Here is a 22940-nt window from a genome sequence, read left to right on the forward strand (position 1 = left end):
ACATTCCTTACATCCTTCTTTGTTCCGGTGCGAATAATTATTTGTAACACGCTGATTCTTATGGTGTTTATAAAGCTGGCTTGGGAATTGCTATTTTGTGCTTGCGATTCAACAGCATCGTTTTTCGACAAGGACGTCTTTTATTTTTTCAGCAGCACCCGGCGGGTAACAGAAAATCAATTGCTCACTGCATTAATCCGCAACATCAGATTCAATTGATTCACGACCAATTGAAATTCTTCGAATTGCCGCTCTGTCATAACCTTGCCTGCTCCGTCCGCATACACCACGGCAACAATCCGTTTATTAATCTTTAACCCACCCAGCATGCAATCGCCACCCTGGATAAATTTGCGCAACATGCCCGGCGGTGTCGTGTCCTTGGCGGACTCGTGCCACAGCGGTTGTTGCGCGCGCAAAAATTCATGCAGCAGCTCTCCCTTATGCAAACGTTCCAGTTCTATTCGGCCGTTTTCGCGCCAATGATTGGTGCCATTCCCGGCAATATAGCGAACATCGAGGCACTTGCTTTCGTAATCCATCATGGCGATAGCAGCCCTTTGCATGCCCGCACCTTCCTGTAATGCCAGCACTGCACTTTGCATCACGGCGGACATACTTTCACCTTCAATCATCAGCGTGTGCATTTGATTAAGGTACTGCGACAACTCATAACCGGTGGGCTGGGCGGGTTGTTTTGCTTCAATGGCATCGCGTTGGGGCAGGGCTTTTAACAAGCTTTCTGCGCCGTAGGTTTTGGCGATCACGGAGGCTTCTTCAGCCATCAATAAAATTTGTTTGTGCGCATCTTCTATCGATATTTCGCATTGTTCGCTGATCTGTTCGCATACTTGCACCATGCGCGCGTGTTGCATGCCTTTGTGAATATGCAGGCTGACTTCATTGCCGAGATTGACCACGTGCGCCATCAAACTGTGTTTGCCTTGACGGTCGCAGGCCTCGGTGACTAACTCGCCGAGGGACCATTCGCGAATCAGGGATTTGTTGAGATGATGAATATCTACCCCCAGGTATTCCATGCTCAAACCTAATTCATTTTCCGGGTGCAAGTCCCGCGCAACAATAAATTTTTCCGCTGCCTCGCGTCCGGTGGACAGGATAGCCAGCTCGCCGATGTGGCGCAGCAGGGCAGCAATAAAAACCTGTTCCTGTTTTTCGTTGTTCAGGTAAGGCACCATCGCCCGCGCCTGCACAGCAGCATGAAAGGATTTTGCCAGACGCTGGATCAATAATTCGCGCGGCTTACCTTTGAGAAAACTGTCGATCAACGAGCTGGCCAGGGTGATGTTTTTTAAGTTGATAAAACCGATTTGCACAATCGCACGAGAGATCGTTTTGATGGGGGTGAAGGAACGGTTGTAGTGTACAGAGTTGGCGATCTTGAGTACGCGCGATGTCAGGTCTGCGTCGCGCAAAATTATCTGGGTGAGATCGTGGGTTGAGCTTTGATTGTCGTCGCTGAGTTCACAGATGGCTTTAACGACGGAATTCAGCGTGGGCAAATCCTGATCCGACAGCACGCGCATCCACGCCTGCAATCCGCGAATATCGCTCATTGTTATTATCCTGGGAGAAGATGGGTTCTCTCAGTATAGATGGACTTTGCAAAAATGCCGGGCGTGCGGGCCTGGTCGCATCTCATATTAGCTTTGGTTTTGTTTCAGTTTTCAGTCAGTGGCTTTTTGCATAAGTCGCTGATTTTTTCACCAATCAACTCAGCGGCATCGTTGAATGGCATCAGCACCCGGTCAGCACCGTTTGCCTGCAAGATGCCGGCATCCTCTGAGCGGTGGGCGGTTAACACCGTCTTGCCGGCAAAGCCAGCACGTTGAAGTGTTTTGAGCAGCGCAATATTGGCATGGACCATGGGAACGCTGCTGATAATAAAGCGGGTGTGCTTAAGCGGGAGTTGTTCGGCAAGCTCGGGATCTTCCAGGTCGCCGTACTGTGTATCAACGCCTTCCTCTTGCCAGCGTTTAATCAATTGTGGATCAAAATCCAGCGCAATAATGTTTAGGTTTTGCTTGCGCAATTGCCGCGCAATGTTGCCACCATAGCGCCCGAGCCCAAAGATGATGGCATCCAGTTCGCGCTCCTCATTGCGGCGCGTCTGTGCTTCGCGAAATGGATTCTTGCGCTCAAAGATATCGAGTAAGGGCGAGAGTTTTTCAAATAACGGATGCGAGTAAATAATCATGTAAGTCGATAAACCGATGGTGACCAATCCCACTAATGTAATTAGCCCTAACACGTCATCATTGATATGACCGATGCTGATGCCCAGGGCAGCGAAGATCAAAGAAAATTCACTGATCTGCGCTACGGTCAGTCCGGCGAGGAAACCGGTACGTTTGCGGTAGCCCATCAACCCCATGATGACCATAACGATCAGTGGGTTGCCGATCAGCACAAACAATGAAAGTAACAGCGCTGGCCAAAGTTGTTCGCCGAGCAATGAAAAATCCAGTTGCGCGCCGAGGTTAACGAAGAAGAATAATAAAAAGAAATCGCGAATGCTGGTCAGGCGACCACTGATGACTTCGCGGTAATGTGTTGATGCCAGAGACACGCCCGCGAGAAACGCACCCACCTCGCGACTGAAACCCACAAGCTCGCTGCCCGCTGCCATGGCCACCGCCCAGGCGATGGCAAACAGTACCAACAACTCTTGCGAACTGGCCAGAAAACGTGTCAAACGCGGCCAGACGAATTTCATCATCAAGCCGGTTAATACAATCAACGTGATGGCCTTCAGGCTCATCAGGGCAATAATTTTTAACAAGCCATCGTCAGTATTCTGGCTCATGCCGGACAGGGCAATCATCACCAGAATCACGACGATGTCCTGCACAATTAAAAAGCCCACGGCAATTTGACCGTGCAGTGAATCAATCTCTTTTTTATCGGACAGTAATTTGACGATGATGATGGTGCTGGAGAAGGTCAATGCAATGGCAATGTAAAGTGATGCCATCACACTGAAGTCGAGCGCCAGCGCAATTAAAAAGCCGAACAGGGAGGTAAAGATAACTTGCCCGAGGCCGGTGGATAATGCGACCCACCCGGTGGTGCGAATCAAGCCGAGATCCAGTTTCAAACCCACCACAAACAATAAAATGGCAATGCCCATGTCGGCCATTAAATGAATTTTATCGGGGGAGAAGATCATGTCCATGCCCGCCGGGCCCGCCAGGATGCCCAACGCGATAAACGCAACGATCAGCGGTTGGCGCAAAAATTTGGCGGCGACACCAAAGAGTGCCGCCAGCAGCAGGAGTAAGGAAAATTCGACAAACGGACTGTGGGCGATAACGTCAGTGTCCATGGCATTTACTCGCAGGAAAAAGTTGTCGGGAGTATAGCTAACGCCGGTTCAGGTGTATTGTTTCAGATCAATAGCTTACGCATATTCGTGCTCGCGAATCACTTCCAGAAACTCATCGCCAAAGCGTTCCAGTTTACTGTCGCCGACGCCGGAGATATTAAGCATCTCGCTGGGCGTGAGCGGACGCTGTTCGAGCATTTCCCGCAGGGTGGCGTCGTGAAAGATAACGTAAGGCGGCACGCCATGCTCCTCTGCAAGACGTTTGCGGCAGGCGCGCAATGCGAACCATAAGCCTTCATCTTCCGGTGCCACGGCGACAGGCGCGCGGCGTGTTGCACTGGTAGCCGAGGTTTTGATGTCGCGGCGCAATTGGATGGCTTGCTCACCGCGCAATACCGGACGGCAGGCGTCATTCAACAATAAGCTGCCAAAGCCGCCGGCATCCACATCGAGAAAACCGCGCGCAACTAATTGACGAAACACAGAGCGCCATTCATCGACGCTCAGGTGTTTACCGATACCGTAGGTGGATAACTTGTGGTGGTCAAAATTCAGAATTTTTTCGTTGTTGCTGCCGCGCAATACGTCGATCACATGATTGGCACCGAAGCGCTGGCCAGTGCGATAAACACAGGATAACGCCATGCGCACTGCTTCCGTGGCATCCCAAGTTTGTGCCGGTGTTAAACAGGAGTCGCAGTTGCCGCAGGGTTCATCGAGGTTGTCCCCGAAATAACGCAATAAGGTTTGCCGCCGGCAGCTGGTGATCTCGCATAAACCGAGCATGGCTTGCAGGCGTTGCTGTTCTTGCCGCTTGAATAATTCATTGCCTTCGGAGCCAGCCATCATCTGGCGTAGCTTTACCACATCCTCAAGACCGTACAACAGAAGCGCGGTGGCCGGTTCGCCGTCGCGGCCGGCACGTCCGGTTTCCTGGTAATAGGCTTCGATGCTTTTAGGCAAATCCAGGTGCGCGACAAAACGCACGTCCGGTTTATCGATGCCCATGCCGAACGCAATGGTCGCTACCATGATGATGCTGTCTTCGCGCAGAAAACGCCGCTGATTTTCGGCGCGCAGGCTTGCACTTAAACCAGCGTGATAAGGCAAGGCATTAAAGCCTTCACCACACAACCAGGCAGCGGTTTGTTCCACTTTGTTGCGCGACAGGCAATACACAATGCCCGCGCTGTCTTTTTGTTCGTCGCGCAGAAAACGCAACAATTGTTGGCGGGGATTATTTTTCTGCTGGATGCGATATTGAATATTCGGCCGATCAAACCCGCTGATAAATTGCTGCGCGTTTTGTAAACCCAGACGTTCAATAATTTCCTGGCGCGTACGCACATCGGCGGTGGCGGTGAGCGCGATGCGCGGCACTTCGGGGAAGCGTTGTTGCAGGATATCCAGCTTTAAATAATCGGCGCGAAAGTCGTGGCCCCATTGCGCCACACAATGTGCTTCGTCAATGGCAAACAGAGAAATGCGGGCGTTGTCCAGCAGGTCGAGCATGCGATCCTGCAACAGACGCTCGGGTGCGACGTAGAGTAAATCCAGCTCGCCATTTTGCAGTGCCCGTTCGGTTTGCCAGGCATCTTGCGACGATAAGGTGGAATTTAAAAAGCCGGCACGCACGCCGAGTTCATGCAGTGCGCTAACCTGGTCCTGCATCAACGCAATTAACGGCGAAATGACCACGCCGGTACCGGCGCGCGCCAAGGCAGGAATCTGGTAGCACAGGGATTTACCGCCGCCGGTGGGCATCAACACCAATACATCATCACCGGCAATCAAATGGTTAATTACCGCTTCCTGCGTACCGCGAAAGCTGTTGTAACCGAAGGTATGTTCGAGAATAGCGTGGGGTGTAGTCATGCATCCTTACCTGACATGGGAGTCATAAACATCGTCATCATTCTTTTGAAATCTCATCCACCATCTTTTTATCGGTGTTTTCAAAGCGCGAGCGGTCCAACAGGTTTTCACTTTTGGCTACAACCGTGGACACCATGGCATCGCCGGTAATATTCACGGCGGTGCGAATCATGTCGAGCAAACGGTCGACGCCGATGATCAAGGCAATGCCTTCCAGCGGCAAGCCCACCTGATTTAAAACCATCGCGAGGGTCACCAGACCCACACCGGGAACGCCGGCAGTGCCGATGGAGGCGAGGGTCGCCGTGAGAATCACCAGCAGATAGCCGCCCAGGCCGATGTCGATGTTATAAGCCTGCGCAATAAAAACCGTGGCTACGCCCTGCATGATCGCCGTGCCGTCCATATTGATGGTAGCGCCGAGGGGAATACTGAAAGAAGCCACTTTATTATCCACGCCCAGATCATTTTCAACGGTGCGTAACGTAATTGGCAGTGTGGCATTGCTGGATGCAGTACTGAAACCGAACACCATCACCGACCACATCTTGCGGAAAAAAATCAGCGGATTTAACCCGCTCAATAATTTCAGCAGCAAACCGTAAACACCCAGACCGTGTAAGAGCAACACCAGCAGTACCGTAAAAAAATACTTTGCCAGGTCTAGCACGGCATCAATGCCTAATGAGGAAAATAATTTAACCAACAAGCAGAACACACCGTAAGGAGCGATGTGCATCAACAGCAACACCATCTTGATCACAACCGTGTTGAGGTCATTGAAGAACGCTTGCAGATTTTGCGCCGCAGGGGATTCGCTGCGCGAGATGGCAATACCGAACAGCAGGGAAAACACAATCACCTGCAACATATTGCCATCGGCCATCGCCTGGATGGGATTTTCGGGAAAGATATTGATAAAGGTTTCTTTCAGGCCCGGTGCTTCAATCGCGCTGAAACCGGTGGCCATGGCCAGGTCCACATCCTCTCCCGGTTGAATCAGCGAGGCCACGAGAATGGCGAGGGCAATAGCCATGGCGGTAGTCAATAAATACAGGGAGACGGTCTTCAGTGCCATGGCACCCATGCGGCTATGGCCACCGAGCGCTGCGCTGCCGCACACCAGCGACACAAACACCAGCGGTACCACCAATAGCTTGAGCGATTTGATAAAGACCTGGCCCACCGCATCCAGGAATCCATTGATTAACACCCCGTCCAGCCAGGCGCCCCAGGCAGTTACCGGCAGACCGGTATCCGGATCTGTGGCGATAATTACATTGAACAGAATGCCAACAATAATGCCGAGAATCATGCCCAGCAGGATTCGGTTGGTGAGTGTCATCCTAGCCTCGATAGTTGTTATAGGTGGTGGGGAAGGGTTTATTGTGGATTAAGGGCGTCTTTCAGCGCCTTGCCGGGCCGGAAAAGCACGCTGCTGCTGGCGGCGATGTGGATCGTCTCGCCGGTTTGCGGGTGGCGTCCCTGGCGGGCGGCGCGTTGGCTTCTCACAAAGCTGCCGAATCCCACGAGCGAAACCGGCTCATTGCGGCTGAGTGCATTGGTGATCTGCTCAATCATGGCGGATACCGCCGCATCCGCTTTGTCGCGGCTCATGTCAGTCTGATCGGCTACCCGTTCAACGAGATCGGTTTTGTGCATGGCAAGGCTCCTCATGTATCTGGTGGTCCTGAAGCGGTAATGACAGGCAAAGCAAACGGGAGTGTAACCGCTCAGGTCGTTCGGGGGCAGTGAAAACGCGAGCTTTTTATCAGCGAGCATCGGTTGCCGGCCAAACTCCCGGTGCCAACCTGCTAGAATCCCGCGCTGGTTAGCCGGCATCTTGTGACAGGAGAGACTTTTGGCGTTATCGATTTACGGCCGATCCCCGGTGAATTGGCAACCCTTGGCGCAATGGCCCAGAGGCCAGCGTCCAGCAGCGGCATTGTGTAATTGGCTGCTGGATACAGGCTCACTCACCGCGCGCCTGGTTGCTCGCAGTCGCGGCCATTTTCATGTGGAGGTGTTACGCCAGCAGATTGCACGGCCGGCATTGTCCGAGTGGCGTTGCCTGAATATGGATCGCCATGGCTTGGCGTTGATTCGTGAGGTGGTGTTGTGCGGACACAACCGGCCCTGGGTATTTGCCCGCAGCGTTCTGCCACTTACCAGCCTCACCGGGACTTTGCGGCATCTGCGTAAGCAGGACGCCAGCCCGCTGGGCGCCTTTTTGTTCAGTCAGCCACACTTGCAGCGCAGTGCCATTGCTGTGAGCCGCATAAGCCGACATCATGGTTATGTGCCGAACCAGCTCATCAATGACACCCCGTTATGGGGACGACGCTCTGTGTTTTATCTGGAAGATAAGCCGCTGCTGGTCAGCGAAGTGTTTCTCGATGCATTCGTCGGTACGCTAGCGTCACCGGCTGTTTCCTTTGATACCCCTCATCGTTAACGACAGACAACAGAATCTGCTATGACTCGATCCAACCCGCGCCCCACAAGCTCCCCGGCCCGCGACCAAAGGCCCGCCGCCAAACCATCCCCATCTGCTGTGCCGCGCATCCGCCTGTACTGGCAATTGATGCGTATGCACAAACCTATTGGTGCGCTCTTGTTGTTGTGGCCCACCCTGTGGAGCCTGTGGCTGGCCGCCGATGGCGTTCCCCGCTGGGATGTGTTGGTGATCTTTGTGCTGGGCGTGTTTGTGATGCGCTCCGCCGGCTGTGTGATCAATGACTTCGCCGACCGCAAGGTGGACGGTCATGTCAAACGCACCCGCGAGCGGCCATTGGTCAACGGCCAGGTATCCAGCCGCGAAGCCATCGCTTTGTTTATCGGTTTGTGCCTGCTGGCCTTCGGGTTGGTGCTGCTGACCAATACTCTGACCATTCAGTTGTCGGTGGGCGGCGTGCTATTGGCATTTTGTTATCCCTTTATGAAGCGCTTCACTCACCTGCCGCAAGTGGTTTTGGGGGCTGCCTTTGCCTGGGCGATTCCCATGGCCTTTGCCGCCCAGAGCGGTTCCCTGGGCGCGGAAGTCTGGTTGCTTTACACCGCTGTGGTGCTGTGGACCGTGGTCTACGATACCTTTTATGCCATGGTGGACCGCGACGATGACCTGCGCATCGGCGTCAAATCCACAGCCATCCTGTTTGGCGAGCACGACCGGCTTATGACCGGCGTATTGCAAGCGCTTACGCTGTACGCCTTGTTGATGGTTGGCTCGCGTTTTGAGTTGGGTACTTACTATTACGTCAGTCTGGGCGTGGCAGCCTTGCTGTTCGCCTACCAGCAATACCTGATCCGATTCCGTCAACGGGATGCCTGCTTCAAGGCGTTTATGAACAACAATTGGGTGGGTTTCGCCATCTTTATCGGGGTAGTGGCAGACAAATTCTGAAAATGTCCCTGTGCTGCTGGTGCCAAGCGGAATCCTGTGCTGTCATAAAGTTGTAACACATGGCTTATTTAATACGCTTGCAACAATTGCTTCTCAGCCATCAGCGGGTAACAGGTAGGAATTATGAGTGGGCGTAAAATCTTGATCGTCGATGACGAATCAGCCATCCGCGACATGTTGCGTGTCGCATTGGAGATGGCCGAATATCAGTGTATCGAAGCCAGCAATGCACAGGACGCTCATGCGTTGATTGTGGATGAAAAGCCTGACCTGATACTGCTGGACTGGATGATGCCTGGCACCAGCGGCATTGAGCTGGCGCGTCGCCTCAAGCGCGACGATGTGACCGCCGACATCCCTATTATCATGCTGACCGCCAAGGGCGAAGAAGATAACAAGATTCAGGGACTGGAAGTGGGTGCTGACGATTACATCACCAAGCCCTTCTCTCCCCGCGAACTGGTCGCCCGCCTTAAGGCGGTGCTGCGCCGTGCGGACCCGCAAGTCAATGGTCACCCCATCACTGTCCAGGGCTTGTGCCTCGACCCTGCCAGTCACCGGGTTACCATCAATAACCAGGCGGTCGACATGGGACCGACGGAATATCGCCTGTTGGAATTTTTCCTCACTCACCAGGAAAGAGCCTATACTCGCAGCCAATTGTTGGACCACGTGTGGGGCGGCAACGTCTATGTGGAAGAGCGTACGGTAGATGTGCATATCCGCCGCTTGCGCAAAGCCCTGACCGTCGACAGCCACGAAAACCTGGTCCAGACTGTGCGCGGTACCGGTTATCGTTTCTCCACCAAGGCCGACGCATAATTCAAACCGGTTAAAAACGCACAGACGTTTTAAACAATGCCGGCGGGCAGAGATTTTTTAATTCAATCGCGAAGAAAAGTCATATTTGCACGCGATAGTATTAAAAATATTCTGCTGTTGATGATTGTGAAAGAGGCTCATTATTTTGCTGCAAGGTTTTAGCGCCGAACTCAAGCGCCTGTCGATCTTCGTCGCGATCTGTCTGTTATTGGGCTGGTTGACCGGCCACTTGCTGCTGGTATTGGATATTGGTGTTCTGGCGTATCTTGTCTACATGTTGTGGCAGATGTCGCGACTCAATCGCTGGCTGTTGCGCAAGAACGATGAAGAACCCCCCGAAGCCGCCGGCATCTGGGGCGACGTGTTCGACAATATCTATCATCTGCAACGCCACCAGCGTCAGGAAAAAGAAAACCTGCAAGCGGTAATCAATCGCGTGCAGGAAATTACTTCGGCATTAAAAGACGGCGTGATCCTGCTGGACTGGCGCGGTCATCTGGACTTTTGGAACCCGGCGGCACAGCGCTTGTTGGGTTTTCACACCAAAGACCAGGGCCTTTCGGTTATTAATTTTATTCGCCATCCGCGCTTTGTCAGTTATTTTGAAGAAGGAAATTACAGCGAGCCGCTGGAATTACCCTCACCGCGTTTTTCATCCAAACAGCTGCAATTTCAAATCACCCGCTTTGGAAAAAATGAACGTTTGATTCTGGTGCGTGACATTACCCAGATCCACAATCTGGAACAGATGCGTCAGGATTTTATCGCCAACGTCTCCCATGAATTACGCACGCCCTTGACCGTGATCAGCGGTTACCTGGAAACCCTGGCCGACAACAACAACCTGGGGCCGACCTGGCAAAAGCCTTTACAGCAAATGCAACAGCAGACACAACGCATGGCGTTGCTGATCAACGACCTGCTGGTGTTATCAAAACTGGAAACCACGGAAGTCGGTCACAACCAGAAACTGATTCCGCTCGACCCGTTATTGCATTCCATTCGTAACGAAGCAATGGCATTAAGCGGTGACAAGGAGCAAGAGATCACCTTGAGTTGCGATGGCAATATTCAATTGCTGGGGAATGAAAAGGAATTGCACAGCGCCTTCTCCAATCTGGTGGTTAACGCTGTGAAATACACACCGGCCAAAGGCAAGATCGCCATGCGTTTGTGGAAAGATAAACAGAATTGTTATTTCGCGGTGAGTGACAATGGTCCGGGTATTGAAAACAAACATATTCCCCGATTGACTGAGCGTTTCTATCGCGTAGACGCCAGCCGCAACAGCAGCACTGGTGGAACCGGTTTGGGGCTGGCGATTGTTAAACACGTGTTGTTGCGTCACGACGCGGAGTTAAAAATTACCAGTGAAGTTGGGAAAGGCAGTGTCTTCACTTGTGTGTTTCCTCTCCATTGAGATTTTTGTCGGGTTAGCGCAGCATAATCCGATATCAATCGTTTCTATTGGGAAAAAATACGCTGCGCAACCAATTCAACCAACCATTGTTAGCCAACATATAACGATCCAACTCATCCTGATTGCGGTAATAATGCTGCGCATCGCGAAACATCAATTCCCGTTTTAGCATGCGTCGCTGCGGATTAATTTTTTTTATCACCCGCGCCGGATTTCCTGCTGCTACGACATTCGCTGGAATATCTTTGGTCACCACTGAACCCGCACCGATCACACTGTTTTCGCCGATGGTCACACCTTTCAGCACTATCACGCCTTCACCGAGCCACACATTATCTTCCAATACGACCGGTTTGGTGCAACGAAACGGACGGATGCGATTGTACACATGGTGCCAATCGCTATCGCTCACATACACATTGGCCGCCAGCATACAGTTATCGCCGATGTGTACTGATCGCGCAGCAGAAATACGCACGCCCGGTGAAATCAAACAATAATTTCCGATAGTAATTTCACCCTGCCCTTGTTTGCCCGACCAGGTGGTCAAGCGAATTTTATTATCGGTGGCCGCAATAATATGCGCATGATCGCCAATGCGAATTTTGCGCCCGAACAATTCCAGGTGACGGGGGTGCGCAATCTCGACATACTTTCCCGCCGCATCAAATTGCGGGCGAATAAAATGCTCAACGTACCAACGATTGCATAACGTGGTAATCCGTTTGATCCAGTAAGGTTTGGTGTTGCGACGCACAGGGTAGTCTCGTGGTGTTGGCAATCTTCGCACCGGGGCAACGCAGATAGAACGGCGTCGAGCTGTTAGAATGCCGGGCAATGTAATTAAGGAACGCAGTTATGCCCGTCACTTTGCCCATAGATATTGACAGCGTCAAAGGTTTTCTCGCCGCCGAAGAAGGCGAGGCGTTATATGAACACGTGCTTGAAGCCGGCAAGCTCGGGCCGTGTCTGGAAGTCGGCAGCTATTGCGGAAAATCCAGTGTATATCTTGGCGCAGCCTGCAAAGCAATCGATACGGTGTTATATGCGGTAGATCATCATCGCGGTTCGGAGGAACATCAGCGCGGCGAGGAATATCACGATGCTGAGCTCTACGATGTGAAATTTGAAATGATGGACAGTTTCCCCACGTTTCGTCACACCTTGATGCGTGCTGGCTTGCTCGATACGGTCGTACCCATCGTTGCGCCATCGCAACTCGCCGCCCGCCAATGGGCAACACCCTTGGGCATGGTATTCATCGATGGTGGTCACAGTATGGATGCCGCATTAACGGATTACCGCTGTTGGGCTGGTCATGTGGTGCAAGGTGGCCTTCTGGCGATTCACGATATCTTCCCCGATCCCGCCGATGGCGGACGCCCGCCCTACGAAATCTGGAAACTGGCGCAAGCCTCCGGTTTATTCAAAGCTTTGCCACTGGTGAAAAGCCTGGGCCTGCTACGCCGACTCTAAAGTCTCAAACCGTTACCCGTTACTGGTTTCTTCCTTAACCCCTCCTGCATAATCACCCCACGCGGCGGTCCTCGCTTTACCGTGGCGTAAAAATAATCTGAGAGACATAACAATAACCTACAGGTACTTGTATGAAACGTTTACATCAACCCATGGTGCGCGGTCTGCTGCTTGCAGGCTTGGCGCTCGGTATCAACAGTTTTTCCCATGCGCAAAACCTCGGTAGCAATCTGGCCCTCACCGGTCCGGGAGCGGGCGCTGATGGCTCCGGTTTTAACAACACCAAGACAGTGCGCGACGGTAATATCAATACCGCGTCGCAGGCCGGCGGTACGAGCAATCAGCGCGTGTCGGTTAAATGGAACAGCGCACAAACCTTTAATACGGTTATCTTGCGCGAAGCGGGTAATCGGATTACGAGTTGGCAGTTGCGCAATCATGAAACCGATGAGGTGTTGTCTTCCGGTAACGCCATAGGCGCAAACCTGGTCGTTAATCTCGATACGGTAAGCATGAAAAAAATCAGTTTATTTGTGGATGCCAGTGCGGCGCCTGCGATTGCAGAGTTTGGAGTGTATAACGCAACGGGCGGTGCACAATCGAGCCCAGCGTCGAGTGCCGCATCGAGCGTTATAAGTTCTATGCCGGCATCATCCAGTGCGCCGCCCTCCAGCGCTTCGTCGATAGTGTCCTCCTCTGTTCCTCCAGTCTCTTCATCAAGTGCCAGCAGTGCGCCTGCGGTAGCGACAACCTACGAGGCGGAAGAGGGCGTGATCACCAGCGGTGCGGTGGAATTTAATCACAGCGGCTACACCGGTTCCGGTTTTGTTAATTACGATAACCAGGTGGGCAGTGCACTTGAGTGGACGATCTATCAGGCAAGCGCAGGCAGCGCGACGCTGACCTTTCGTTTCGCCAATGGCACAACGGCAGATCGCGCCATGAATATTGTGGTGAACGATGCGTCGGCAAACAGCAACTTGTCTTTCCCTGGAACCGGTGCCTGGAATAGTTGGACCACCAGAAGCATCAATGTCAATTTACAAGCTGGCACCAACAGAATTCGCACCGTGGCGACCACCAGTAACGGCGGTCCTAATATGGATCACCTGGTGGTAACTGGCGCTGGCAGTAGCAGCGTGTCGAGCAATTCAAGTAGCAGCGTGCCCAGCGGCGAAGTGCTCGCCTTTCCCGGTGCAGTTGGTTTCGGCCGTCTTGCCACGGGCGGTCGCGGTGGTGATGTGTATATCGTTACCAACCTTAACGACAGCGGTGCCGGTTCATTGCGCGAAGCGATTAATTCGGCGAGCGCTCCGCGCACTATTGTGTTTGCGGTGTCGGGCAACATCATGCTGCAATCCAAGCTCGATATTAAGCGTCCGAACCTCACGCTTGCAGGACAAACAGCACCGGGCGACGGCATTACGGTTGCGGGTTATCCCGTTACGGTTAATGCCGATAACATCATCATTCGCTACATGCGTTTCCGTTGCGGTGATTTCAATGCGTTAGCAGAAAACGGCAAACCGTCAAAAGGTAATGGCAACTTAAAAGGTAGCACGGCGGGTGCGCTGGATGTATTGGAAGCAAACAATGTCATCATTGATCATGTATCCACATCCTGGGCTATCGATGAAACCTTGTCAGTCACTTATTCAAACTATGTCACCGTGCAACATTCCATCGTGTCAGAAAGTTTGAATGATTCCTATCACGATAAAGGTAATCACGGATTCGGTTCCCTGATTCGCGGTAATGGTGAGGGTGGCAGTACGTTTTATCGCAATCTTTATTCACACCACGATATGCGCAACCCCGGTGCCGGCAGCAACCAGACGACACCGTCTATTAAAGGTCAACTGGATTTTGTTAATAATGTTGTATACGGCTGGGGCACACGTTCCGGTGAAGCCATCGGCGGCTCATCGGGCGGTGTGGTTGAAATCAATTACGTCAATAATTATGTCATCGCCAATAACGATTCGCGCAACGCCAACTCGGTGTGGGATGAAGTTAAAACCGAAGGCATCCTGACCTATCAATCTGGGAATAAGCTTGATAACAACATCAACGGTGTACGCGATGGTGTGGACAATGGTTGGAGCATGTTCCCCAATTTTACCAGCGCCCAACGTCGCAGCTCGCGCTGGAATTTTCCGCAGGTGCCAACAGTCAGTGCCGAGCAAGCTTATGATGATGTGTTAAATCAGGCCGGTGCTTCACTCGCGCGTGACGCCATTGACGCGCGTGTTGTTCAGCAGGTCCGCAATAACACCGGTCGTATCATCGACAGTCAGGATGAAGTCGGTGGCTTGGCTGCGCTCTACAGCGACGCGGCACGGACCGATAGCGACAGTGACGGCATGCCGGATACCTGGGAGCAACAGCATAACTTGAATCCGTTTAACGCGAGTGATCGCAATGGTTACGCGTTGGATTCAATGTACACCAATCTGGAAATGTATTTGAATAGTCTTATGTGAGATTAGTATTCGTCGACAATGTGAAAGGATTCAGATTGTCGACGACTCTGGTTTATACCTATTATCGAATAACCCAAATCAACGCCAGGCCACCCGCCACCGAATCGGTCGTTTCCACCAACGGACTATCCTCAAACTCCGCACCACGCAAATTGTCGTAGCGAATAAAAAACGCGATACGATAATCGTCAAACGCACGGCTCAACGCCCAGGAATTACTCCAGCCGCTATAACCCGCATCGGCTTCAAACACCGGGCGCGATGCAGTCGCATATTCTTCCGCAACGGTGTAATAGTGATCGTGATAATCGTCGCTGGCGTAATACACGCCGGTGCGAAAGCTGAAATTCCATTTTTCGATTTGCGTGCGGAAGGCGAGTTGTGGATGCACCAGCCAACCGACGTAATCAGCATCGCCACCGCCCACCGCAACAACACCGCGCAAGGGTAGGTGCATCATCCAGCCGTCACGAAACGTATCGCCCGTTAAATTGATATTCAATGCCGGACCAAATTCTACGGTGGAATAAAGTTCGGGCATACCCTCGCGCAACTTATTCTCATCGCTCTCCGGCGTGATGGAGGCACTCATACTGAGGTTGAGTTCAATATCTTCGCGCGTAAATAATTTGCCGCGCACACCATCGCGATCCGTCTGAATGTATTTGCCGCGATAAATAAAATAGGGGATGGGTGCAACATAGTGGCTATATTCTTTGGAACCGCGATAATCTGGCCCGCTAATAGCGCCGATACCGATACCGGCTTCCCAGGTTTTAACTGTGGTGGCGGGTGCCGTTTTAGTTGTGTTTTCTGGCGCTGTTTCCGGGATGGCGTCATCGTCGGCAGTTTGCGCGCTCGCCGCTCCGCTGATGAAACACAACAACAATAAAGCCCTGATTGATAAATTCATGAATAACCGTTCCTGAAGATTCCAGCGCAGATCATAGGGTTAATCTGCCACAAAACAAAGCGCAGGGACGCAGCAGAGTGAATCTGGTATCCTGCGCACCTGTTTCCCCGCTGATTATCAATCGAGTTTATTGTGACCAGGACTGCTTTTTCCACCTTACCCCTTGCGCCGGCCATGCTCGAAAACCTTGAGTCGCTCGGCTATCACACCATGACGCCGATCCAGGCGCAGTCATTGCCGGTAATTCTGGCGGGGCAGGATATTATTGCCAAGGCCAAAACCGGCAGCGGCAAAACGGCGGCATTTGCAATTGGTTTATTGAATAAACTGGATGTTAAACAATTTTCAACCCAGGCGTTGGTGCTCTGCCCCACACGGGAGCTGGCGGATCAGGTTGCCAAGGAAATTCGACGGCTCGCACGTTTTACTCACAATGTAAAAGTGCTGACGCTGTGCGGTGGTGTGTCTATTGGTCCGCAATTGGGCTCGCTGGAGCGCGGAGCGCATATTGTTGTGGGAACACCGGGGCGCATTGTGGATCACCTGGGTAAAGGTTCGCTGGCCTTGAATGATTTGCAACAATTGGTGCTGGATGAAGCGGATCGCATGCTGGAGATGGGTTTTGCCGATGCGCTTGAAACCGTCTTGCAAGCCTGTCCCTTGCAACGTCAGACATTGTTATTTTCTGCTACCTATCCTGAAGCGATTCAAAAAATCAGCGCGCACTGCCAGCACGACCCTGTGTCAGTAACCGTGGATTCGCTGCACAGCGACCAGCACATCGAGCAACATTTTTATGAGTTGCAGGATGCCTCACAAAAACAGTCGGCGGTACTAACCCTGTTGGCACATTACCAGCCCCAGGCCTCAATTGTGTTCTGCAATACCAAACAGCAATGCGATGACGTGTGTGCAGATTTGCGCGTGGCAGGTATTAGCGCTTTAGCACTGCATGGCGATCTGGAACAACGCGACCGCGACCAGACTCTGGTGCGTTTTTCCAATAAAAGTTGTTCGGTATTGGTCGCTACCGATGTAGCGGCGCGCGGTCTGGATATCAAAGGTCTGGATGCGGTGATTAATATTGAATTGTCGCGCGACCCGGAAGTGCATGTGCATCGGATCGGTCGCACGGGCCGCGCGGGCGAAACCGGTTTGGCGCTGAGCCTGATTGCGCCTAACGAAGTGCCGCGTCTGAATCGCCTGGAAGATTACTTGCAGCAAACACTGACGCTGGAGAGTTTGCCGACCACACAACAAAATCCCGCAGAATTACAACCGCAGATGGTAACGCTGTGCATCGATGGCGGGCGCAAGGATAAATTGCGCCCCGGCGACATCCTCGGTGCGTTAACCAAGGATGCCGGACTGACCGGTGACAACATCGGCAAGATTGATATCTTTGATTTTTGTGCTTACGTTGCGGTTAATACTGCTGTTGCTAAAAAAGCCTTGCAACATTTGCAGCAAGGAAAATTAAAAGGCCGAAAATTCAAGGCGCGGCAAGTGCGTTGATGTTTATCAATGCAAAGTTGCATCCCCAAACAACGCGCGAACCTCTGCTGCGTCAAAATGGTAGTGCTGGTTACAGAACTGGCAGTCCACATCAACATGGCCATTTTCAGCCAATAATGTCTCCACTTCTTCCCGCCCGATAGACACCAATGCATTGCCGGTCCGTTCGCGCGAACAGCTACAGGAAAAATTCAACCTGCTGGGATCAAACAAGCGTACCTGGTGTTCGTGAAACAAACGATACAACAGACTGGCGTGATCGAGATTAAGCAGTTCATCAGTGGATAATGTGCCGGCCAATGCGGATAAGGTTTCCCATTGATCCTCGTTTTCTTCGGGGCTGGTATTCACCTGGCGTGGCAGGGCTTGCAGCAAGAGCCCGCTCGCGTACTCTCCGTTGGCGGCAAACCACAGTCGGGTTTCCAGTTGCTCGGATTGCTGGAAATAATGTTCCAGACATCCCGCCAATGTGTCGCTGTCCATGGGCACTATGCCTTGATAACGTTCGCCACGTTTCGGTTCGATAGTAATTGCCAGCACGCCTTCACCCAACAGGGTATGCATATCGGCAGTTTGCTGTTGCGTTTCGGTTAATACCTGTTCGGGATTGAGACGCACAATGCCGCGCAGATTTTTGTGGTTACTGCACTCGGCCATGATGGTGCTGATGGGGCCGTTACCTCGCGCTTGCAGTATGATCATGCCGTCAAACTTTAACGTGCTGGATAGCAGGCTGGCGGCAGCGAGAAATTCACCCAATAAATTTTTTACACTGGCAGCGTAAGGGTTGTTGCGCATCACCTCGCGATAACTGTCGCCGAGGGTGACGATATCGCCGCGAATATCATATTCATCAAACATAAAACGGTGCAGTAAATCATTGCTGGGTGTCATTGTATAAACCATTAGAAACGAAAAAGTGAAAGATAGTATTGCACCAGATGCGCAATAAAAATGTTGTAGTGCTGTTGCAATCAGGCGAGTTAATTCAGGAGCAATGTTCAGCCAGATAGCGTTGCAGTTCCTCTACGCGTTGTTGGCGCTGCTTTTCGGTAACCGGAACAACGTTACCCTCTTCATCAACAAATTGTACCCTGCCGTCAATTTTGTTCAGATAGCGGCGTTGCTTGTTGCAGTGTTGTATATGTTCGGGCGTCGGCTGGTTTTTCAATTGCTGCTGGCGGTAATATTCGCGATCCGCTTCATTCTCGGGGCGAAAAATTTCCTGTAGCTTGCGCTGCTCTTCGATACTGGTATCGATATTTTGTTTTTTAACCGCTTCGGTAATATCTTCTGCCTCGGACTTGGGTTTTTTATCGCTGTAATGGGTTTTGCCATTCTCATCAACCCAGCGATACACCTCAGCCTGAGGCGAGGATGCAAGCAGTAGCAATACACTGCACAGCCCAAGTGCAGTACAAAAACGATGGTTGGTTTTCATAAATCATCCATATGTTTACGTTCAAAGCGGTGGATTTGCCGACGTTCCTTTTTGTTAGGGCGATGGTCGCTGATGATATAGCTCCCCATACCTGCCTTGCGTTGCGCGGCGAGCTCTTCGCGTTGCGTGCGACTTTCCTCGGTTTCCTGATATAGCAGTGCCGCTTCTGGTGCGCCGCGTCGCTGTTCTGATAACGCGGTAACCAACACAGTTTTTTCGTCCATATTCTGACGGATCGTTAAATAAAGTCCGGTGGTAATTTCTTTGCTGGCTTTAACGCGATGGCCATCGCAATGAATCTTGCCGCCTTCGATTGCCTGCTTGGCCAGGTTGCGTGTTTTAAAGAAACGTGCGGCCCACAACCATTTATCGATACGCACTTTGCCTTCAGTGGTCATCATAAAACCTTGGCCTCCAGCAAGGCGCTGCCGCCCGGTGGTGGTGGCATGATTTCATCAAAATGATGAATCGCTGGATAACCCTCAATACGGCGCTCTTTCTGACTGTCCGGTTGGTGAATACACAAGAGATGGCCAATACCAAATTGCCTGGCTGAATCGAGAATGCGCACGGTGTCGTCTACAAATAGCGTGCGTGCCGGATCAAACTTTTCCCGCGCTTGCAGCAGTTGCCAGAATTCCTGATTTTCTTTGGGGTGTTGGAATTCATGGGATGAAATGACGATGTCCAGCCAGCGATCAATCGCGGTGACTTCCAGTTTGAGCGATAAACTTTGCGGATGGGCGTTGGTTACCAGCAAGAGTTTTTTGCTATGCTGGCGCAAGCGTGTGAGAAATTCCTCAACGTGGGGACGCATGCGGATTTTGTGTTTGATCTCCGTTTTCAGACTGCGTATATCCACCTGCAGGGCATCGGACCAGAATTCCAGGCAATACCACTTGAGCGTACCTTCGTGATCGCGAATATGATTTTCCAGTTGCTCACGGGCCACGCGCAGATCCAGCTGGCGAATTTCTGCGTATCGTTGTGGCAGGTAATCCAGCCAAAAATAGTTATCGAAATGGAGGTCCAAAAGGGTACCATCCATATCCAGTAACACCGTGTCTATATCTTGCCAATTAATCATCAGTGGTTATTCACTCTGGTGCGTGTAAATCCTGCAATTTCAGGGATAAGTATGCCGACAAAACCCGAGATATTAAAGCGTCAGACCGTGGCGCGCAGCCGCTTGTTTCGCGCGGATGAATTGCATTTGCGCTTCAGCAACGGCGAAGAGCGCATCTATGAAAAGTTGTGCACCGGTGGGCCTGGCGCGGTTTTAATGGTGCCTATGCTCGATAACGACACCGTCCTGTTGGTGCGTGAATACGCAGCTGGCATTGAGGATTACCACCTGGCCTTACCAAAAGGCGCTATCGATAAGGGCGAAACCCTGATGGAGGCGGCCAATCGTGAACTTAAGGAAGAGGTCGGATATGGCGCGCGGGATTTGCAGTTATTAAAGCGCGTCCATTTGTCGCCGGCGTATATGGAACACGGTATCAATATTCTGCTTGCGCGGGATTTGTATCCTGAACGTTTGCCCGGTGATGAGCCCGAACCCATCGAAGTGGTGCCCTATCCCATGAAAGATCTGGTGAATCTGGTCGCCCGTCCGGACTTCTGTGAAGGCCGGTCCATTGCTGCATTGTTTCTCGCGCGCGAATGGCTGTTGGCCCATGGATAAACTCCCGGTCGATGCGACTGTAATCAACAGCCTGGTGGTGCTGGCGCGCGCGGCTGGCGATGCCATCATGGATGTCTACAAGAGCGCAGAATTCGGCGTAGAGCACAAAGCGGACGAGTCCCCCGTGACCCGCGCCGATATCGCCGCCCACGACATCATTGCCGCCGGTTTGCCCCGCCTGCTTGATCTGCCCATTATTTCGGAAGAAGCACCCGTACCATCCGCCAGCGAGCGCCAGGCCTGGGGGCGTTACTGGCTGGTAGATCCGCTCGATGGCACCAAAGAATTTATCCTGCGCAGCGGTGAATTTACGGTCAATATTGCTTTGATTGAAGAAGGTATTCCGGTGCTCGGCGTGGTCCACCTGCCAGCCCAGCAGACCACCTACTTAGGTGTTGCCAGACAACTGTCAGCGGACTATGGCGGCGCCTGGAAATATCAGCAGGATTATCCGGCGACGCGGATTCATGTGCGTTCGCTGGCGCAAGCGCGGGATGACAATGCCTTGGTTGTTCTCGCCAGCCATCGTCACGGTACGGGGGCAGTTAATCAATTGGTGGAACAATTGCGCGGGCGTTGGCCTGGAGCAGTGCAATTGAGCAACGCGGGCAGCTCGTTGAAGTTTTGTCGGATCGCTGAAGGTGTTGCGGATTTTTATCCACGTCTTGCGCCGACTTCCGAGTGGGATACCGCCGCCGCCCAGGCGGTATTGCAGGCAGCGGGCGGTGCGGTGGTGAATGCGGAGGAATCTTCCGCAGCCTGGCTGAAGCCATTGGTTTATAACGGCAAAGACACCATCATCAATCCGGACTTTTATGCCTTGGGCGATGTCAATCTGGATTGGTCGGCCCTGTTAAAAAAGGAGTGAAACTGAAACAGGAATGAAACGAACTTAACGACTACCCCATATTTTTGCCACCGCGCGATCATTGCCCAGAACGCCGACGATAAAACCGACGGCGGACACCAGACCGAAAACTACGACGGGAATCAGGTAACCTTTGTCGGCATCGGCGGGCATTAACAACATCAACGCGGAGCACATCAGCGCAAATAACAGGCTCACAGCCAGTAAAATCTTGCGGCTCAGGGGTTTATAAGCGTAGGGTTCTTCACCGCGTTCCAGAGGATTCAGGAGTGGAGAAAACAGTTTGCGCAGTGATGCCTTCATGAAGTTTTTCCGTATAAGTGTGTATGCTGTGTTCGATTTCAGCGCCTAATACTAACGCGTCCCTATCATTAATCCAGAGGATTTTCCCATGAAACCACAAGCCTTTCTCGGCGGTCTCGCGTTGCTGTTGCTGTCCGGCCCCTTGCTTGCTGCCTGCCCTGATTATTTACAAGGTGAATATCGCCAGTTGCATTCCACCAAGGATATCGACCTGTGCAAACTGACCGAGGGCAAGCCGGTGTTGGTCGTGAATACAGCCAGCCACTGCGGCTACACCAAACAATTTACCGGCCTGGAAGCGCTGAGCCAGAAGTACCGCGATGAGGGGCTGGTGGTGGTGGGCTTCGCCAGTGACGACTTTAATCAGGAAGCTAAGAACGAAGAGGAAGCGGCCACTATCTGCTTTGAAAACTTCGGTGTGACCTTCACCATGTTTGCGCCCACCCATGTGCGCGGCGATGAAGCCAACCCCTTGTTTAAATCCCTGGCAAAAGCCACCAGTGAGCCCAAGTGGAATTTCAACAAATACCTGTTGGATAAAGACGGCAAGATCATTGAGCACTTCGGTAGCAGCGTTAAGCCCGAAGATAAGGCATTGACCGGCGCCATAGAGAAACTGCTGTAATCGACATCACTCCACCTGGCCCTGCTTCTTCAAGGGCCAGGTTCGGCTAACCTGCCTAATCCGCTATATGACAAAGTTCCTCAACCAAATGTGACGTACTAGAATATTTTTGTCGTCATTCTTTGTCTTTTTATAGCCAATTCTTATTTAAATTCAGAAATTTCTGAAACCGTATTCATTTCAGCGACCATCTCTTTGCCATCAAGCTGACGTTGCTCGAAGCTACCGAAGCCAGTATTGGTGCGGGTTCCATCCCCTCGGAACGTCAATAATCCCTGCAATATAAGGCTTGCTTTCTGCACTTGAACATCTGGTTCTGTGTCGCGAAACGGCCACTGCTCCGCTGACGTAAAAATAAACTTTGCTTGAAACCGGTTACAGATTGGGCCATATTTAGGTCCATCGGCGTGGTCATATAAATCGTATGGCCTTGAGTCAGTCAAAGCTGCGCCGAAGCACGAGCAACGAACAAAACAGCAGATCACCAGAATCTGCGAACAAAGCAATAACAATAAATGCACCTGGAGAAAAACTACCATGCACGCTAAAACACTGCGTAACACCTCCCTAACGCATCGCGTTAATGCAACGTGCTTAACGGCTTGTGGCCCTGCTTCGTTCCAACGATTGCATACCGACTAAATCCCCTTTTCTGATTTTACCGCTTAAGGCTTCTGCGGCTGGTTACACATAACCGGTCCGACGGGAATCTTGTGCGCCTATTACACCCATAAAGAAAAAAATTGCGAGATAACGATAAGAG

The 22940-nt window shown here is 52.0% G+C and carries 23 protein-coding genes; 10 read left to right on the forward strand and 13 right to left on the reverse strand.

Annotation, left to right across the window (positions count from 1 at the left end; genetic code table 11):
* Positions 1–176: 176 nt before the first annotated feature.
* The 5 genes from CBR65_RS15000 to CBR65_RS15020 form a co-directional block, all read right to left on the reverse strand.
* The gene (locus CBR65_RS15000; protein ID WP_087467609.1) at positions 177–1577 is read right to left on the reverse strand and encodes an HDOD domain-containing protein; all 1401 of its coding nucleotides are present in this window, start codon (positions 1575–1577) and stop codon (positions 177–179) included.
* A gap of 104 nt (positions 1578–1681) precedes the next feature.
* Complete coding sequence (locus CBR65_RS15005) at positions 1682–3346, reverse strand: cation:proton antiporter (protein WP_087467610.1); 1665 nt, start codon at positions 3344–3346, stop codon at positions 1682–1684.
* Positions 3347–3421: 75 nt separating this feature from the next.
* Positions 3422–5221, reverse strand: coding sequence for a DNA helicase RecQ (gene recQ / locus CBR65_RS15010; RefSeq protein ID WP_087467611.1), 1800 nt, complete (start codon positions 5219–5221; stop codon positions 3422–3424).
* A 37-nt stretch (positions 5222–5258) separates the two neighbouring features.
* Positions 5259–6566 carry a dicarboxylate/amino acid:cation symporter gene (locus tag CBR65_RS15015; protein WP_087467612.1) on the reverse strand — a complete coding sequence of 436 codons (1308 nt, stop codon included), beginning with the start codon at positions 6564–6566 and terminating at the stop codon, positions 5259–5261.
* Positions 6567–6604: 38 nt separating this feature from the next.
* Positions 6605–6883, reverse strand: a complete 279-nt coding sequence (locus CBR65_RS15020) for an HU family DNA-binding protein (protein ID WP_087467613.1) — start codon at positions 6881–6883, stop codon at positions 6605–6607.
* 199 nt (positions 6884–7082) lie between these two features.
* Between CBR65_RS15020 and CBR65_RS15025 the strand changes: the two genes are divergently transcribed.
* The 4 genes from CBR65_RS15025 to phoR all read left to right on the forward strand — a co-directional run bounded on the left by CBR65_RS15025 (position 7083) and on the right by phoR (position 10866).
* Positions 7083–7676 (forward strand): chorismate lyase, encoded by a 594-nt coding sequence (locus CBR65_RS15025; RefSeq protein WP_087467614.1) that lies wholly within the window; start codon positions 7083–7085, stop codon positions 7674–7676.
* 21 nt (positions 7677–7697) lie between these two features.
* Positions 7698–8624, forward strand: a complete 927-nt coding sequence (gene ubiA / locus CBR65_RS15030; protein ID WP_087467615.1) for a 4-hydroxybenzoate octaprenyltransferase — start codon at positions 7698–7700, stop codon at positions 8622–8624.
* 123 nt (positions 8625–8747) lie between these two features.
* A complete protein-coding gene (gene phoB / locus CBR65_RS15035) occupies positions 8748–9446 on the forward strand; it encodes a phosphate regulon transcriptional regulator PhoB (protein ID WP_087467616.1) in 699 nt (232 codons plus the stop codon).
* A gap of 145 nt (positions 9447–9591) precedes the next feature.
* On the forward strand, positions 9592–10866 hold the full coding sequence (phoR, locus tag CBR65_RS15040) for a phosphate regulon sensor histidine kinase PhoR (protein WP_087467617.1): 1275 nt from the start codon (positions 9592–9594) through the stop codon (positions 10864–10866).
* A 34-nt stretch (positions 10867–10900) separates the two neighbouring features.
* Here phoR and CBR65_RS15045 read toward each other — a convergent pair whose 3' ends face one another.
* Positions 10901–11623 carry a DapH/DapD/GlmU-related protein gene (locus tag CBR65_RS15045; RefSeq protein ID WP_087467618.1) on the reverse strand — a complete coding sequence of 241 codons (723 nt, stop codon included), beginning with the start codon at positions 11621–11623 and terminating at the stop codon, positions 10901–10903.
* Positions 11624–11724: 101 nt separating this feature from the next.
* Here CBR65_RS15045 and CBR65_RS15050 point away from each other — a divergent pair, with 101 nt between their 5' ends.
* Positions 11725–12342, forward strand: a complete 618-nt coding sequence (locus CBR65_RS15050) for a class I SAM-dependent methyltransferase (RefSeq protein WP_087467619.1) — start codon at positions 11725–11727, stop codon at positions 12340–12342.
* A 131-nt stretch (positions 12343–12473) separates the two neighbouring features.
* Positions 12474–14825, forward strand: a complete 2352-nt coding sequence (locus tag CBR65_RS15055; protein ID WP_087467620.1) for a carbohydrate-binding domain-containing protein — start codon at positions 12474–12476, stop codon at positions 14823–14825.
* Positions 14826–14886: 61 nt separating this feature from the next.
* Here CBR65_RS15055 and CBR65_RS15060 read toward each other — a convergent pair whose 3' ends face one another.
* Positions 14887–15738 carry a MipA/OmpV family protein gene (locus CBR65_RS15060; protein ID WP_087467621.1) on the reverse strand — a complete coding sequence of 284 codons (852 nt, stop codon included), beginning with the start codon at positions 15736–15738 and terminating at the stop codon, positions 14887–14889.
* Positions 15739–15870: 132 nt separating this feature from the next.
* Between CBR65_RS15060 and dbpA the strand changes: the two genes are divergently transcribed.
* On the forward strand, positions 15871–17253 hold the full coding sequence (gene dbpA, locus CBR65_RS15065) for an ATP-dependent RNA helicase DbpA (RefSeq protein WP_087467622.1): 1383 nt from the start codon (positions 15871–15873) through the stop codon (positions 17251–17253).
* 6 nt (positions 17254–17259) lie between these two features.
* On the opposite strand, the gene hslO is transcribed toward dbpA, so the two are convergent.
* From hslO to yrfG, 4 genes are all read right to left on the reverse strand, one after another.
* Entirely contained in the window at positions 17260–18147 is an 888-nt protein-coding gene (hslO, locus tag CBR65_RS15070; protein WP_087467623.1) for an Hsp33 family molecular chaperone HslO, read from the reverse strand.
* Between the two features lie 94 nt (positions 18148–18241).
* On the reverse strand, positions 18242–18694 hold the full coding sequence (locus CBR65_RS15075) for a DUF4124 domain-containing protein (protein WP_087467624.1): 453 nt from the start codon (positions 18692–18694) through the stop codon (positions 18242–18244).
* Entirely contained in the window at positions 18691–19095 is a 405-nt protein-coding gene (locus CBR65_RS15080) for an RNA-binding S4 domain-containing protein (RefSeq protein ID WP_232461211.1), read from the reverse strand. Before CBR65_RS15080 ends, CBR65_RS15075 begins: the two co-directional genes overlap by 4 nt.
* Positions 19092–19781, reverse strand: a complete 690-nt coding sequence (yrfG, locus tag CBR65_RS15085; protein WP_087467626.1) for a GMP/IMP nucleotidase — start codon at positions 19779–19781, stop codon at positions 19092–19094. Before yrfG ends, CBR65_RS15080 begins: the two co-directional genes overlap by 4 nt.
* A gap of 51 nt (positions 19782–19832) precedes the next feature.
* Between yrfG and nudE the strand changes: the two genes are divergently transcribed.
* Both nudE and cysQ read left to right on the forward strand, forming a co-directional pair.
* On the forward strand, positions 19833–20381 hold the full coding sequence (gene nudE / locus CBR65_RS15090; protein WP_087467627.1) for an ADP compounds hydrolase NudE: 549 nt from the start codon (positions 19833–19835) through the stop codon (positions 20379–20381).
* On the forward strand, positions 20374–21249 hold the full coding sequence (gene cysQ / locus CBR65_RS15095) for a 3'(2'),5'-bisphosphate nucleotidase CysQ (RefSeq protein WP_087467628.1): 876 nt from the start codon (positions 20374–20376) through the stop codon (positions 21247–21249). Before nudE ends, cysQ begins: the two co-directional genes overlap by 8 nt.
* Before the next feature lie 24 nt (positions 21250–21273).
* Here cysQ and CBR65_RS15100 read toward each other — a convergent pair whose 3' ends face one another.
* Entirely contained in the window at positions 21274–21552 is a 279-nt protein-coding gene (locus tag CBR65_RS15100; RefSeq protein WP_087467629.1) for a hypothetical protein, read from the reverse strand.
* Between the two features lie 88 nt (positions 21553–21640).
* Between CBR65_RS15100 and CBR65_RS15105 the strand changes: the two genes are divergently transcribed.
* Positions 21641–22177: a glutathione peroxidase gene (locus CBR65_RS15105; RefSeq protein WP_087467630.1), complete on the forward strand. Its 537-nt coding sequence runs from the start codon at positions 21641–21643 to the stop codon at positions 22175–22177.
* Between the two features lie 143 nt (positions 22178–22320).
* On the opposite strand, the gene CBR65_RS15110 is transcribed toward CBR65_RS15105, so the two are convergent.
* A complete protein-coding gene (locus tag CBR65_RS15110; RefSeq protein WP_087467631.1) occupies positions 22321–22716 on the reverse strand; it encodes a hypothetical protein in 396 nt (131 codons plus the stop codon).
* Positions 22717–22940: the final 224 nt, after the last annotated feature.

The sequence above is a fragment of the Cellvibrio sp. PSBB006 genome (assembly GCF_002162135.1).
Lineage (GTDB): Bacteria > Pseudomonadota > Gammaproteobacteria > Pseudomonadales > Cellvibrionaceae > Cellvibrio.